Origin of the sequence: Mesorhizobium sp. B1-1-8, from assembly GCF_006442795.2 — a bacterium.
In the GTDB taxonomy this organism is placed as follows: Bacteria; Pseudomonadota; Alphaproteobacteria; order Rhizobiales; family Rhizobiaceae; genus Mesorhizobium.
This window is the reverse complement of the sequence record NZ_CP083956.1, coordinates 5,655,596-5,670,472: the sequence shown is the minus strand read 5'-3', so window position 1 is coordinate 5,670,472 and position 14,877 is coordinate 5,655,596. Positions and strand designations below refer to the sequence as shown.

The window sequence follows — 14,877 nt, the reverse complement described above, 5'->3', positions numbered from 1 at the left end:
TGTAGCGGTTTTCCGTCCGGAATTGCGTAAAACAGATGAGAACGGAGAGGGGATGAATTTTTCGCTGTCGCGCGCAACGCTGATCGCCGAGGCCGATCTGGTCGGTATCGCCGGCGAGCGCGCGGTCTGCGACCGGCGCGGTGTGCTCTATTTCCCCGATCTGCGGCTGCTTGCCGTCTCAGACCTGCATCTCGAAAAGGGATCATCCTTTGCTCGCCGCGGCGCGCTGATCCCGCCCTACGACACCGGTGCTACCTTGCTGCGGCTGCAGGCGGTCATCGCCGACTATCAGCCACGCATCGTCGTCAGCCTCGGCGATTCCTTCCACGACGGCGGCGGCGCCGGGCGCATGCACCAGAGTTTTCGCGAGCGGCTGGAAGCGTTGATGGCCGGCCGCGACTGGTTCTGGGTCGCCGGCAACCATGATCCGGAAGCGCCTGCCGACTTGCCCGGCGAGACGGTGCGCGAGCTTGCCATCGGTTCGCTGCTGTTCCGGCACGAACCCTCGAAGATGCGGGCGGAGGGCGAGATCGCCGGCCATCTGCATCCTTGCGCGCGTATCGTCCAGCGCGGCCGCTCGGTCAGGCGGCGCTGCTTTGCCGGCGACGGCGGCCGGATGATCATGCCGGCCTTCGGCGCCTATACCGGCTCGCTCAACGTGCTCGACCGCGCCTATGCCGGTCTGTTCCGCCGTGAGACACTGATGGCCTATATGCTCGGCGCCGAGCGTATCTTCGCGATATCCGGCTCGATGCTGCGACCGGGCTGAGCGGATTTACCTGCCGTAATAGAGGGTAACGGTGTGCTTCGCTTCGGCGAAGAACAGCCAGCGCTCGACCAGCATGCCGGCGAGCTGAACAATGGCTGCAAGCGCCGCAAGGACTGCCTTGAAGGGCCAGGGCAAAGCGAGGCTGACGGCAAGCAGCAAGGCGGGCAGGGCAAAGGCCAGCCCCTGCGTGACCCGGCGCAGCTTCGCGCTGTGCTTGCGCGCAATGCGAAAACCCATTTCCTTGAGCAGATAGTTCTCCTCAGTGTGCGGCCACTCGATCGACCGCACAACGCCGCCGGCCAGACCCGTTGCCGTATTGGCGGTGGTCGCTATCTCTAGCCGGTCATTGTAGCGCCAGGTCGCCAGCTTCCAGCCCCAGCCAACAAGGGTGGCCAGCACCGAGACGATCAGCACGACTGTCGAGCCGACGCCGAGGGCTTGCAGTAAGGCGTTCAATAGAACGCTGCCAGACATGCCGGAGAAAATAAGATAAGCCGGCAAAGTATAGCGGCTGTGCCATTGTGCGATGGGCTTCAGCGAGGCGTAGATCATGCCGGTCGTGCAGACCGTGATCACCGCGCCGATCGCGGCCAGCAATCCCGCTATGGCAACCCAGCCGCCGCTGCGGCCAAGCAGCACCCAGCCAATGCCGAACAGCCCGGCCGGGATGAAGGTTGCCACCGAGGCCACGCCTTCGCGCGACAGCCAGGAGCTCCGCCACTGCGAGAAGGCACGCCATGCCCGCTTCGGTCGGCCGAGATGGCCGGTCGATGACAAGAGCCCGGCAGCGACCAGGCCGAGCGCCAGGCCCATGCCGATGAAGCCCAGCCAGAAATCGGGCTGGACAAAACCCAGCCCGCCGAGCACGCCCAGCAGCGCCAGCAGGCCGTAGCCGGCGCCGATCGCAGTGGTGAAGAAGACGACGGAAAAGGCGGGATGCATGGCTAGCTAGTTCGAAAGCATGCGGTCGATCCAGCCGAGAAAGCCGCCCTCCGCCCGGATCGGCTCCAGAGCCGGCGCCGGCACCGTCGCGGCACGCTCGGTGCGGGCGCGCGGCGGCAGATATTTGTTGGTCGGCTTATAGCCGAGCTCCGGCATCAGGTCGACTCCGCCGCGCTCCGCCACCAGTTGCGAGATCGCCGAGGCCGGGTCGCCGAGATCGCCGAAATGCCGGGCACTGGTCGGGCAGGCGGCGACGCAGGCCGGCACCCGGTCCTCTTGCGCCAGATTATCGTTGTAGATGCGGTCGACGCAGAGCGTGCATTTCTTCATCACGCCGACTTCGGTGTCGAATTCGCGCGCGCCATAGGGGCAGGCCCAGCTGCACAATTTGCAGCCGATGCATTTGTCCTCGTCGACCAGCACGATGCCATCCGAGGCACGCTTGTAGGACGCGCCGGTCGGGCAGACGGTGACGCAGGCAGGCGTCTCGCAATGTAGGCAGGAGCGCGGAAAGTTCACCGTGCGCCCGCCCAATTCGGTCGTGTGTTCATAGCTGTGCACGCGGTTGAACCAGATGCCATCGACATGGCCGCCATAGGGGTCGACATCGGTCAGCGGCGCCATATGGCCGCCGGTGTTCCATTCCTTGCAGGCGGTAACGCAGGCCTGGCAGCCGACGCAGGTGTCGAGGTCGATGACCAGTCCGAGCCTTTTGTCGCTATGGGTGGGAAGACAGGTCATTCGGCGGCTTCCCTGTTCATGCGGAATTCGGCGCCGAAGCGCAGCGTGTCGGGCGGCGCCGGGAAATGCGGCGGCCGGCTGAAGCGCTCGAACTGCGGCTCTGTGAAGCCGGCTTCTTGCGGCGCGCATTTGACGATCCGCACCCTGAGGTCGAACCACGCCGCCTGTCCGGTGACCGGGTCCGAATTCGAATAGCGCCGGCCATTGGCGTCGGCCGCGGTCTGGTCGGCGATGATGTGGTTGAGCAGGAAGCCGCGATTGCTCTCGGCCGCATCGTCCTTCAGCCCCCAGCTGCCGCGCCGCTTGCCGATGGCGTTCCAGGTCCACACTGTGTCGGGGTTGACGCCGTCGACCAGCTTGATCTGTCCCTTCACCCGGCCGTTGATGCTTTCGATCCACACCCAGTCGTCATCGGCAAGGCCGAGCTTTCCGGCCGTTTCGCGATGGACGAACAGCCGGTTCTGGCTGGTGATTTGCCGCAGCCAGGCATTCTGCGAACCCCAGGAGTGGTACATGTGCATCGGCCGCTGTGTCAGCGCATGCAGCGGGTATTTTTCGAGGTCGACGGCGTCTTCCTCGAACGGCGCGTACCAGAAAGGCAGCGGGTCCATATAGGCTTCGATGCGGCCGCGTTCGGCGTCCGGCGGCTGCACCTTTCCATGGCCGCGCGCGGCGAGGCGAAAGCGCTGCATCGGTTCGGAGTAGAGCTGAAAGACGATCGGCTCAGCCTTGGGGATAAAACCCATCTCGGCCGCGAAATCGAGATAGGAACGGTTGCCCATCTTGTAGTAGCGCTGGTCGTCGGCGAAGTCCTGGTGCCAGAAGCCGCCATTGTCGATATAGCGCTGCAGCTGGTCGGGATTGACCTCGCCTCGGCCGGTCGAGCCGCCGTCCCTGCCGCGCCAGCCGGCGAGCGGGCCGATGCCCGGCGTGCGCTCGTGATTGACGATGTAGTCGGCATAATCGCGGTATCTGGCGGCGCCGTCCTCGTTGACGAAGCCGGACAGGCCGAGCCGCGCGCCAAGCTCGATCAGCACCGACTGGAACGGCCGCACGTCACGGTCCGGCTCGACGACGGGATGGCGGATGGCATCGCCCGGTCCGTCGGCATGGCTGATCGGCCGGTCGAGCAGGCTGATGCAGTCGTGGCGCTCGAGATAGGTGGTGTCGGGCAGCACCAGGTCGGCGAACGGCACCGTCTCGGAATAATAGGCGTCGGAATAGATGATGAACGGGATCTTGTAGGCGCCCGACGCATCCTTGTCGGTCAGCATACGAATCGTCTCGACGGTGTTCATCGAGGAGTTCCAGGCCATGTTCGACATGTACATCATCAGCGTATCGACCGGATACGGATCGCCGGCCCAGGCGTTGCGGATGACGGTATGCATCAGCCCGTGCGCGGCCAGAGGCGCATCCCAGGAATAGGCCTTGTCGATGCGCAGCGGCGTGCCGACTTCGTCAACCAGCAGATCGTCCGGTCCGCAGACGAAGCCGAGCGGCATGCCCTCAAGCGGCTCCATCGGCCGCACATTCTTGCCTGCCGGCTTCGGTCCCGGCGGCGCCGAGCGCGGATAGGGCGGCTTGAAGCGGAACCCGCCGGGAACATCCACAGTGCCGAGCAGCACCTGCAGCAGATGGATGGCGCGGCAGGTATGGAAACCGTTGGAATGGGCCGAGATGCCGCGCATGGCATGCATCGAGACAGGCCGCCCCTTGATTGTCTGGTGACGGCGCCCGGCCCAGTCGGTCCAGGCCACCGGCAGTTCGATCGTCTGTTCGAAAGCGACATGCGCCAGCTCCGCCGCGATCCGGCGGATCGTGTCGGCGGCAACGCCGCACCGCCCGGCGACGGCATCAGGCGAATGGCTCTCGTCCAGATAGCGATCGGCAATCAGCTGGAACACCGGCGCGCAGCGCCGGCCGTTGACCGCATAGCTGCCGGTCAGGGCTGCTTTTGCCTCTGGATCGGCTGCCTTGGCCGATATCTTCGCCACCCTGTCCCAGGCCAGCGGATCGCCATCGCTGTCGCGCATGAACAGACCGTCGTCGGCCGCCCCCGGCTCCTGGATGACGAGCACATGGGCATTGCTGTAGCGCAGCAGATAGTCGAGATCGATGCGGCCGGCCTTGAGCAATTCATGGACGAGCGCCAGCACGAACAGCCCGTCGGTGCCCGGCCTGATGCCGATCCAGTCGTCGGCAATCGCGTTGTAGCCGGTGCGGCAGGGATTGATCGAGACCACCTTGGCGCCGCGCGCCTTGAGCTTGCCGAGGCCAATCTTGATAGGGTTGGAATCATGGTCCTCGGCGACGCCGAACAGCATGAAGTATTTCGTGTTGTCCCAGTCGGGCTCGCCGAACTCCCAGAATGAGCCGCCGATCGTGTAGAGCCCGCCGGCCGCCATATTGACCGAGCAGAAGCCGCCATGGGCGGCGAAGTTCGGCGTGCCGAACTGGCTCGCCCACCAGCCGGTCAGCGATTGCGACTGGTCGCGCCCGGTGAAGAACGCGAGTTTCTTCGGGTCGGTACGGCGGATGGCCGAAAGCCGCCCGGCGGCGATGCCGAGCGCCTCTTCCCATTCGATCTCGCGGAATTCGCCCGAGCCGCGCGGACCGCTGCGCAGCAGCGGCTTCTGCAGCCGCGCCGGGCTGTAATGCTGCATGATGCCGGAACTGCCCTTGCCGCAGATCACGCCGCGGTTCACCGGATGGTCCTTGTTGCCGTTGATGTAGCGCACCTTCCCGTCCTTGATGTGGACGTCGATGCCGCAGCGGCAGGCGCACATGTAGCACGTGGTTTTGGCGATGCGGTCGGAGACGCTGGGCGAGGTGTGGACGCCGTCGCCTTCGTCAGGCGCCTGGCTATCGGCCAGCGGCCGCTGCGAGGGTGCGGAATTGGCGCCGCGCGGCATTTGGCTCATGATTCGTGGACGCTCTTGCCGCTCGCCATCCTGGCTTTCGTCTTCGGTCCGGGGCCACGCATATAGTGCTGTTCAGGATGGTAGCGCTCGCCGGCTAAATGCCGCCGCAACCGACGGCTCCAGTGCGCGAACAGCGATTTGAAGCGCCCCATCATTTCCAACTCTTGCGGCAGCGCCGCCAATTTTTTCCAACTTCTCGCAAAAACTTAGAACAAAGCTATTGATCTGTCTAACAAGCAGCTCTTGTAATTCCGATCGGTTTTGCTTCTTAGTCAGCCATGACCCTCGATCAATTGCGCATATTCGTAGCCGTCGCCGAGCACGGCCATATGACCAAAGCCGCGGAGCTGCTCGGCATCTCCCAGTCGGCCGCCTCGGCCGCCATCCGCTCGCTCGAGCGGCAGCACGGCGTGCGCCTGTTCAACCGGGTCGGCCGCAACATCGAGCTGGCGCAGACCGGTCACCGTTTCCTCCCCGAGGCCAAGGCGGTGCTCGAACGGGCGGCGGCCGCGCACAACGTGCTGGAACATGTCTCGCAGACCGTCACCGGCAGCCTGTCGATCGCCGCCAGCCAGACCATCGCCAGCTACTGGCTGCCGCGCCGGCTGGCCGCCTTTCACGAGGCCTATCCGGCGGTGCGCCTCAGCGTGACGATCGGCAATACCAGGCAGGTCGAAACCAACGTGCTGGACGGCAGGGCGGATTTCGGGCTGGTCGAGGGCCGCACCGAGTCCGACATCCTGCGGCGCGCCAAGGTCGACGAGGACCGCCTCATGCTGGTTGTCGCCGCCTCGCATCCTGAAATTCTGACGACGCCGGCCGGGAATCTCGACATCAGGGCATTGCGCTGGATCATCAGGGAAGGCGGTTCCGGTACGCGCGAGGCGCTGGAGGATTTTGCGCGCAGCGAAGCCGTCTCGCCCGCCGAGCTGCAGATATTCCTGGTCCTGCCCAGCAACGAGGCGGTGCGTCAGGCAGTGGAGGCCGGCGCCGGCGCCACCATCATTTCGGAGCTCGTCGTCGGGCGTGCCGTCGCGGAAGGCAGCCTGCGATCCGTACCGGTCGATTTGCCGAAGCGCGATTTCGCCATGATCACCCACCGCGATCGCCAGGCGAGTCTCGCACAGATGGCGCTGAAGTCACATCTCAGCGGCAAGTAGCGTCAGGCGAACTTCCGCTGGGCGTCAAGCGCCAGGCCGAGCCCGACCGAGCCGAAGATGTCGCCTTCGATAACGGAGGCCTGCGGCATCAGCGACAGGATCTGCCGCCTGGCGAGCGGGATCGCGGTCGAGCCACCGGTGAGGAAGACGGCGGTGATGTCGGAAGCGGGAACGCCGGCATCGGCAATCGTCTGCCTGACCGTCGCGGTCACCCTTTCGATGTCGGCGGCAATCGTCTCCTCCAGGCCGGCGCGCGTAATTTCGGCGGCGAAGCGCGCGCCGGGCAGCGGCACCTTCACCTCGGCCGACGCCTGTTCGGTCAGCGCGATCTTGGCCTTCTCGACCAGGCCGGCCAACGCATGGCCGTAGCGATGCTCGACGATATGGATGAAGCGGCCGACGAGATCGGCGCGCGCCGCCTCGAAGCGGATTTGCTTCAGATCCGTCATCGCCTTGGCGGTGTAGACGAGGTTGATGCGCTGCCAAGTCGCCAGGTCGACGAAATAGCTGGCCGGCAGGTTGCGCTTGCCGTCCTTGGTCGGCGTCAGATAGCCGAGCTCCGGCATGACATGGGCGATGCTGAGCAGCCGGTCGAAGTCGGTGCCGCCGATATGGATGCCGCGATTGGCCAGTATGTCGCCCTTGCGATCGTTGGAGCGGGCGCGTTCAGGAGAGACCCGCACAATCGAGAAGTCGGACGTGCCGCCGCCCATGTCGACGATCAGCGCCAATTCCTCGCGAATGACCGTCTGCTCATAGTCGAGCGCCGCGGCGATCGGCTCGAACTGGAAGGCGATATGCCTGAAGCCCTGCGCGCGCGCCGCCTTCTCGAGTTCTCCTTGCGCCTTCGCATCGGCCTCTGCATCATCGTCGACGAATTGCACGGGGCGGCCGAGCACGACGCTCTCGACCGCGCCGCCGGCATCCTCTTCCAGTCGCGTCTTCAGATGGCCGATGAAAAAGCCGATGATATCGATGAAGCCGATCTGGCGCGCCTTGATGCGCGTTTTCTCGTTAGCGAGCGAACTGCCGAGCACGCTCTTTAGCGAGCGCATCAGGCGGCCTTCGATGCTGTCGGTATAATCGGCAATCGCGCGGCGGCCGAAATAGGTGTAGCCGTCCTCGAAATTGAAGAACACCGCGCTCGGCAAAGTGGGTTGTCCGTTCTCCAGGGGGACGAGTTGCGGCTGTCCGCTCCTGACCACGCCAACGGTGGAATTGGACGTGCCGAAGTCGATGCCGCCGAATGCTGGTCGCATCGCAGCCTCCTGTCATTGGCTCCCGGCAGCGGGTTACGGCGTCGGAAGACGCGCCGTCCTCCGGAATGACCGGACTGCTCTGCCGATTGGATTGTGCGTGTTTGCCCGTGGGTTGGGAGGCGGCGGTTTATCGCATGATCGCCGAAAGGGAAACCCCTTTCGTCCTCAATCCTTGCGGAAGACGAGGCGTCCGAGCCAGCCGGTCAGCATGGCCAGCGATATGGCGAAGACGCCGTAGAGGAAGGAATAGTCGTGCGCGACGCGGAAGACCGACTGTTCGAAACCGGATTTGCGGATTTCGAGCTGGGCTGAGCTTTCCTTGATGAACAGGCCGCTCTTGAACAGGAACGCGCGGGCTTTATGGGTGCCGACCGGAATGTTGGGCGCCAGCCGGACAGTAGCGCGGAACAGGTTCTGCGACAGGAATTGTACGCCGCCGACATTTTCGCTGTAGAGCCCGGTCGCCGCCTTGCGGTCGCGAAGCGCCGCGGTGAATTCCTCGATCGTCGCCGGGCCGTCGGTTGCGTCGGCTGGCTTCATGTAGAGGTTCTGGGCCCCGAGCGACAGCTGCTTGTACTTGGCGGGCTCGGTGATGTCCTGCAGCGGCCGCGTCGTTGCGACAGAATAGGAAACCGGAACGTTCTCGAAGGTTTCGGATTCAAGGTTGATCCAAACGCCCAGCACCCTGTCCTTGCGCCGCACGACCACCGGCCGCGGCGGCCCTTCGAGCACCACGATGACGTCATAGCGCCCCTGGCGCGCCACCAGCGGATCGGGGTTTTCCAGCGATCCGAAGATGGTGAGGTCGGCGCCGGAGAAACCGGCCGTGATAGATATGGCGTCGGTCGACAGGCCGATCTGGACGCTTTCGGCAGGCGGCGGCGTTTGCGCCGTCGCCGGCGACAGGGCAAAGAGCAGAGAGATCGAGGCCGTGGCTGCGAACGTTCTCAAGCCCGCCATCAGTTCAGGCCCGCGGCGGAGAGCGAGTAGAGATTGGGCGGCGTGACGAAAAGATCGATGGCCAGGCGGATGGCCACCGCCAGCACCAGCAGCGCCAGCAGGGCTCGCAACTGCTCGCCGCGCAGCCTCTGGCCGGCCTTGGCGCCGTATTGGGCGCCGGCGACGCCGCCGGCCATCAGCAGGAAGGCGAGGATCACGTCGACCGTCTGGTTGGTCGTGGCGTGCACCAGCGTTGTGTAGGCGGACGTGAAGATGATCTGGAACAGCGAGGTGCCGATGACGACATTGGTCGGCACCTTGAGCAGGTAGATCAGCGCCGGCACCATGATGAAGCCGCCGCCGACGCCCATGATCGACGACAGGAAGCCGATCGCCGCCCCCAGTCCGAGCACCGGGATGACGCTGACGAACAGCTTGGAGGCCCGGAATCGCACCTTGAGCGGCAGCCGGTGAATCCAGTTGTGCTGGCCTGATTTCTTCAACACCGGCGCCGCGCCGCTGCGGGTGGCGCGCAGCGCGTTGACGCTCTCGACCAGCATCAGCCCACCGACGGTGCCGAGCAGCACGACGTAGAGCAGCGAGATGAAGAGGTCGAGCTGGCCGAGCCGGCGCAGCAGCGCAAAGACGAAGATGCCCCCTGTCGAGCCGACGATGCCGCCGGCCAGAAGCACGGCCCCCAGCTTGAAGTCGAGTGTGCCGCGCTTCATGTGCGAAAGCGCGCCGGAGAAGGAGGAGGCGATGACCTGGTTGGCGCCGGTGGCGACCGCGATCGCCGGCGGGATGTTGTAGAAGATCAGCAGCGGCGTGATCAGGAAGCCGCCGCCGACCCCGAACATGCCCGACAGGAAGCCCACCGCCGCGCCCATCGCCAGCAGCACGAAGACGTTGACGGAAATTTCCGCGATCGGGAGATAGATGCCCACCCGTCTGTCTCGATCAGTTTGCTTGTCGGCAAATGCAGCCGTTTTGGGTAGTCTCGCACAGAAAAGCCAATTTTTTCTTGCGCCGAGGCGGTGGCGGGGTCAAACCCCGCCACCGCGCCGAAACAAAAAGATATCTCAATCAGTTAACAGGCAAATCTGTGGCAAGGCGTCGCGTATGCGACGCATATGCCGTTATTTGTGCGCCAGCAGCGCCTTGACCAGCGGCGCGTCGATCACGCCGGTCGGTTTCATCTTGTTGTCGGTCTGGAAAGCCATGATGGCGGTCTTGGTCTTGTCGCCGATCACGCCGTCGGCGCCGCCGGCCTCATAGCCGTTCTTGTTGAGGATCAGCTGGATGTTCTTGACCGCCTTCTTTATGTCGATGCCGGCGGTCGTCTGCGGCGTGCTGTCCTGCCAGGATTCCGGAACGTCGGCCGAATTGGCGGCCGCATCGAGCGGCTTTGCCTTCCACAGTTCCGCCGCGGCGCGTGCCCGCTCGAGCTGCTCGGGCCTGAGCGCATTGGCGATCTCGTCGCGCTTGGCGGCCGCGTCCTTGTCGCCGGTCTTGGCGACCAGCGCGAACCACTTGTAGGACTCCTCCAGGTTCTGCTTCATGCCGACGCCCTTGGCCGCCAGGATGCCGAGATTGAACTGGCTGTCCTTGACGCCGAGGTCGGCCGCCGCCTGGAACCAGTGCGCCGCCGATTCATTGTCGGTGACGCCGTCCGCCGCCATGGCAAACAGCACCGCCAGATTGTGCATCGCGCTGGCGTTGCCCTGCTCGGCGGCGAGCTGGTAGTAGGTCTTGGCCTTCTTGATGTCGCGTCCGACTCCGATGCCCTTCTCGTAGAAATTGCCGATGCGGTATTCGGCCGGCGCGAAGCCGAGCTCGGCGGACTTCTCGTACCATTTGGCCGCCGCCGCCATGTCTTCCTTGACGCCGCGCGATTCCGCGTAGCGCGAGCCGATCTCGAACAGCGCCCTGGCATCGCCGCCGGCTGCTGCATCGTGCAGAGCGGCCGGGCCGATTTCGGACGGAATGTCGAATTTGGCCGCGGATACCGCAGCCTCGGCCGGCGCAACAGCGCCGGTCGTTTCCGCGGCCGTGCCGGCTGGCTTGGCGGTCGGAGAAGTATCGGCTGCCGGCGAGCCGGTCATCGGTTCCGGGTCAGCATCTGAGTCCGTGACAGCCGGAGCGACCGGCTCGGACGGCATGGCCGACGCCATTGGGGCCGGCGCCGGGTCGGAAGGCGCGGCAAGGGCGGTCGGCGCAGGCGCTGGTTCTGCTGGCGCTTCGGCGGGCATTCCGGGGGCGGGCGGCGTGGCGGCGGCCTGTGCCGTCGGATTGTCCTTCGCCGGCTCGGCCTGCCTGATGACACGGGCCGGCGTGCTCTCGGGCTGCGCGGCTTGCGTGTCGGGCTTCGGCGCGCTGGTGGCGTTGAGCGAAGCCGTCTCGACCGGTTGTGCGGAGATAACGGGCGTCGGCTCGCTGCTGGCCACCGCGACGGGATCGGCGAAGAAGGCCTTGCCGAGCTGCAGGCCGGCAAGCGCCATCATGATGGCGGCCGCCGCCATCAGGATCGGCTTGCGACGCGCCTTGAGCAGGTCGCCTATTCTCAGCGCCTTGACCGGACCTTTCATGGTCGATTGCCGCTTCAGCGCGTCGGCCTCGGCGGCGGCGGCCTGCGCGGCGCGGCGGGCGGCAGCGATGAAGTCGGACTTGGCGGCATCGGTCTCGGTGCGCTTCGGCGGCTGGCCGCGCTCGTCGCGCACCCGCTTCATGATGGCATTGAGATCCGGGGCGCCAGAGCCCGGCTCCAGCGGCCGGTTGGCCGCTTTGGGATCAAGCGGTTCATCGAGGTCGACGTTCGGAACATCGGCGGCCGGCGCGGAGCCGGCCAGCGGCGGCATGTTCGGGTCCTTCTTGCCCTTGAACGCGCGCGCCAGCCCGCTGAACATCGACTTCTTGCCGCCGGTTTTCTCTTTCTTCTCGGCGGTCGCATCCGACCCGAGCGCGGCCATGGCCGCCGCGGCGGCGGCCTCGGCAGGCGAGCGCTGGCCAGGTTCGCTTCGCGTAGCCGGTTCGTTGCGCAGGATGGCAGCGGCCCGGACATCGAGATCGGCCATGTCGCCGGTCAAAGGCAGCGGCTGGTCGATATCCATCGACGGCGCGTCCTGCACGGCGATCTTGCCGCGGGCGGCACGTCTGTCGCCCGGTTGCGGATCGATGAGTTCGCTGACCGCTTCGCTGGCCTCGGCGGGCTCCAGCGACCCCAGCCGGTCGACGATTTTCAGCAGCGTGTCGTGGATCGCCTCGAAGGTTCGCGAATTGCGCTCGTCCGAACGGCGGGTCAGCGCCTCCAGCGTCTTCAGGTCCTGGGCGAGGCCGGCAACGGCGACCGAATTGGAGGCAGCGGTTTCGGAATTCGACTGGGCCAGCGACCTTACGGCGTTCTCGGCCGCCTCGCGGGCGACGCCCAGAATGGAATCGCGCGTGCCGGCCAGCGATTTCTCGATCTCGTTGAGCCGCGGGCTGATGTCCTCGAACTCGGGCAGCGGTATGCCCGGCTTCGAAAGATGCGCCGACAGGCCGGCGACCTGCGCCTCCAGGCTGCGGATCAGCGCCGGATCGATGCCCGCGACCTGCGCGGCGGATGATTCCAGCCGGCTGGATATGTCCTCGAGCCGGGTTTCGAGGCCACGCATCGCCATTTCCTGGGCGGGATCGGGTGCGCGCGTCTCGATGCGCTTGGCAAGCGCGGTGAAGCGGGCGTCGATCGCCTCCATGATGCCGGCGCTGTCGTCCTGCTGCATGCGTTGGTCGAGCTTGTCCGTCACCTCGTCCAGCCGCCGCTCGAGATCGCGGAACAGAAGATTGCCTTGTTCGATCGCATCGCCCTGGCGGCGCTCCAGCAGGCTCGACAGCGCATCGAAACGCTGCTCCAGCCCATGGAAGATATGGTCGGCGTCGGGCATCGCCGGCGCACGGTCGATCTTGTCGACAATCGTTGCGATCTGCTTGCCAAGCCGCTCCATGGCCTGTTCGGGCAGGTCGGCGCGCCCGGCCAGCTCGTCCACACGGCTGGACAACAGGCTGAGGCGGTCGATCACTTCGGCGCCGGGCCGCGCCTGCGCGACCTCCTCGATCTGCTGCGCCAGCGAGGCGATGCGCTTTTCGATCCGCCCGAAGGTCTCCGGGTCGAAGGCATTGGCCTGCGCCGCCACCGTCGAGGCGACGATGGCGCGCGAGATCTCGTCCAGCCGCTCGTCGATCATGGCGAGCGTCTCGCTGCCGCGCGCCGTCTGCTGGCTGGCGAAGCGGTCGACCGCGCCGGCAAGCATGCGCACCTTTTCTTCGAGCGAGCGCAGCGACAGCGACTCCGGTAGATTGTTCACCGCGTTGCCGATCTGCTCGAGCCGGTCGGTCAGCACCGAAAGGCCCGGGCCTTCGGCGCGCTGGCGCTGGTCGGCGTCGACGCGATCCTCGAAGGCGCTCCAGCGGCGGTCGAAATCGTCCCAGCGGCGGTCGACCTTCTGCACGCTTTCCTCGCGCGCCAGCGTGTCGAGCGCCGCCTTGACCTGCTCCAGCTCCAGCCGCAGCAGGTTGACGCTGCGGTCGTCGCTCTTTTCGGCCAGCGTCTGGATGGCGCCCGAAAGCCGTTCGAACTCGAGGCCGAGCTCGGCGCTGCCCTTGCCTGCCTGGGCGCCGGGCTGGCTGTTTGCCTGCATGGCGCGATCGATGTCTTTGCGCAATGCCTCGAATTCGCGCTCGAGGCCGGCGGTCATCTGGTGGCGCAATTCCTCGCGCAGGCCGCGCAGTTCGACGGCAATCTTGCCGACCATCGCGACGCTGTCTTCCTGGCCGCGCACCCGATCGATGTCGCGGGCGATGGCTTGATAGTTCTGGCCGGGGGCAGGAGCGGTAGGCGCCGGGATCTGCGGCGCCCGATCTTGCGACCCTTGCGCCGGGTAGGGGTCCTCATACCAGCGCGGCTGCTGGCCGTAGGGCTGGGCGCTGGGGTAGCGCGGCTCGACGGCCGGCCGGCGCGGATCGGAGCGCTCCGGGGTGTCGCTGCGCGTCCGCTCCAGCCGCTGCTCCAGTGTTTCGAGCGAGCGGTTCAACTCCTCCAGCGAGGTGTGCGGCCGGCGCTGCCTGCCGGCGTTGAGGGTATCGAGATAGGACCGCTTGCTGTTCATCGATGCGCCCGTGTTCAGAATGGCCGGCCGTGGCCGGTTGTCGCAAAGTCCTGCCGGGAACGAAGACGGCCGCGCTGCGGCGGAAGACGGGCTTCCGGGTTTTTCACCCACGCTTCGAAGACCGTGAAAAATTCACTACAGGATAAACACGGATGACCGACATGCGCACATTTCGCCCAACGTGGTAAACAAGGCGTTAACCAAGCTTAAGAAGCTGCGCATAAATCCTGAACCGGCTGCCGGGTGCGGCATAAAGCTCCGTTCCGACAACGCCCTTGCGTCAGGTGCCGGCTATCGGTATAGAATTGACGTAAACGTAAAAGGTGCGCGACCGTGCCTTTTGCGCTTGTTTTGTTGAAACCACGATTGGAAGCACGCCCCCGCTTCCACTCAGGCGACGCTTGGTCAAGAACCGCGGCGCCACCAGGGGAAAGCCAGTGACCATGAAACTTGTTTCGCCCGGCGAAGCCGCGGCCAATACCAACACCTTACCGGCCGAGGCCGGCGAAGAACTCGCCCGAATCGGCGAGATGGCCAAGAAATACGGCGTGACCTTGCGCACGCTGCGTTTCTACGAGGACAAGGGCCTCCTCAACCCGCAGCGCGACGGCTCGACCCGTCTCTACACGCGCCGCGACAGGGCCAGGCTGAAGCTGATCCTGCTCGGCCGCAAGGTCGGGTTCTCGCTGCGCGACGTCAAGCAGATGATGGATCTCTACGACCCGACCGGCTCCAACACCAAGCAGTTGCGGCTGGCGCTCGATAAGTCGGAGAAGCAGCTTGCCCGACTGCAGAAGCAGCGGGCGCTGATCGAGGACGCGATCAACGAGCTCAGCGCCTCGATGACGACGGTGCGCCAGATGCTCATCGAGCGCGCTGCGCCGCAGGCAAGCGCCGCCGGCTGACCGCGCGTCTCAACTGATCCTGAGAAATGAAAGCCGCGTGGCCATAGCCGCGCGGCTTTTTTTGTCGCCAGTGTCCAAGCCACTCACCAAAATTTTT

Annotated in this window: 11 protein-coding genes; 3 read left to right on the top strand and 8 right to left on the bottom strand. The window is 65.5% G+C overall.

The window, feature by feature from the left end; translation table 11 throughout:
• Positions 1 to 52: 52 nt before the first annotated feature.
• Positions 53 to 769: a ligase-associated DNA damage response endonuclease PdeM gene (pdeM, locus tag FJ974_RS27530; protein WP_140533282.1), complete on the top strand. Its 717-nt coding sequence runs from the start codon at positions 53 to 55 to the stop codon at positions 767 to 769.
• A gap of 6 nt (positions 770 to 775) precedes the next feature.
• Here the strand turns inward: pdeM and FJ974_RS27525 are convergent, their stop codons facing one another.
• The 4 genes from FJ974_RS27525 to FJ974_RS27510 are packed head-to-tail and all read right to left on the bottom strand — an operon-like array spanning position 776 to position 5,558.
• Positions 776 to 1,711: a dimethyl sulfoxide reductase anchor subunit family protein gene (locus tag FJ974_RS27525; protein ID WP_140533281.1), complete on the bottom strand. Its 936-nt coding sequence runs from the start codon at positions 1,709 to 1,711 to the stop codon at positions 776 to 778.
• Positions 1,712 to 1,717: 6 nt separating this feature from the next.
• Positions 1,718 to 2,452, bottom strand: coding sequence for a 4Fe-4S dicluster domain-containing protein (locus FJ974_RS27520; protein ID WP_140533280.1), 735 nt, complete (start codon positions 2,450 to 2,452; stop codon positions 1,718 to 1,720).
• Positions 2,449 to 5,376: a molybdopterin oxidoreductase family protein gene (locus tag FJ974_RS27515; RefSeq protein WP_140533279.1), complete on the bottom strand. Its 2,928-nt coding sequence runs from the start codon at positions 5,374 to 5,376 to the stop codon at positions 2,449 to 2,451. Before FJ974_RS27515 ends, FJ974_RS27520 begins: the two co-directional genes overlap by 4 nt.
• Complete coding sequence (locus FJ974_RS27510; RefSeq protein ID WP_140533278.1) at positions 5,373 to 5,558, bottom strand: hypothetical protein; 186 nt, start codon at positions 5,556 to 5,558, stop codon at positions 5,373 to 5,375. Before FJ974_RS27510 ends, FJ974_RS27515 begins: the two co-directional genes overlap by 4 nt.
• 96 nt (positions 5,559 to 5,654) lie before the next feature.
• Here FJ974_RS27510 and FJ974_RS27505 point away from each other — a divergent pair, with 96 nt between their 5' ends.
• Positions 5,655 to 6,536, top strand: a complete 882-nt coding sequence (locus tag FJ974_RS27505) for a LysR family transcriptional regulator (RefSeq protein ID WP_140533277.1) — start codon at positions 5,655 to 5,657, stop codon at positions 6,534 to 6,536.
• Between the two features lie 2 nt (positions 6,537 to 6,538).
• On the opposite strand, the gene FJ974_RS27500 is transcribed toward FJ974_RS27505, so the two are convergent.
• From FJ974_RS27500 to FJ974_RS27485, 4 genes are all read right to left on the bottom strand, one after another.
• On the bottom strand, positions 6,539 to 7,795 hold the full coding sequence (locus FJ974_RS27500; RefSeq protein ID WP_140533276.1) for an Hsp70 family protein: 1,257 nt from the start codon (positions 7,793 to 7,795) through the stop codon (positions 6,539 to 6,541).
• A gap of 165 nt (positions 7,796 to 7,960) precedes the next feature.
• Entirely contained in the window at positions 7,961 to 8,755 is a 795-nt protein-coding gene (locus tag FJ974_RS27495) for a TIGR02186 family protein (protein WP_140533275.1), read from the bottom strand.
• A complete protein-coding gene (locus FJ974_RS27490) occupies positions 8,755 to 9,678 on the bottom strand; it encodes a sulfite exporter TauE/SafE family protein (RefSeq protein WP_140533274.1) in 924 nt (307 codons plus the stop codon). The genes FJ974_RS27495 and FJ974_RS27490 overlap by 1 nt, the downstream gene beginning before the upstream one ends.
• 192 nt (positions 9,679 to 9,870) lie before the next feature.
• Positions 9,871 to 13,875 (bottom strand): SEL1-like repeat protein, encoded by a 4,005-nt coding sequence (locus FJ974_RS27485; RefSeq protein ID WP_140533273.1) that lies wholly within the window; start codon positions 13,873 to 13,875, stop codon positions 9,871 to 9,873.
• A 443-nt stretch (positions 13,876 to 14,318) separates the two neighbouring features.
• Between FJ974_RS27485 and FJ974_RS27480 the strand changes: the two genes are divergently transcribed.
• Positions 14,319 to 14,780, top strand: coding sequence for a MerR family transcriptional regulator (locus FJ974_RS27480; protein ID WP_140533272.1), 462 nt, complete (start codon positions 14,319 to 14,321; stop codon positions 14,778 to 14,780).
• Positions 14,781 to 14,877: the final 97 nt, after the last annotated feature.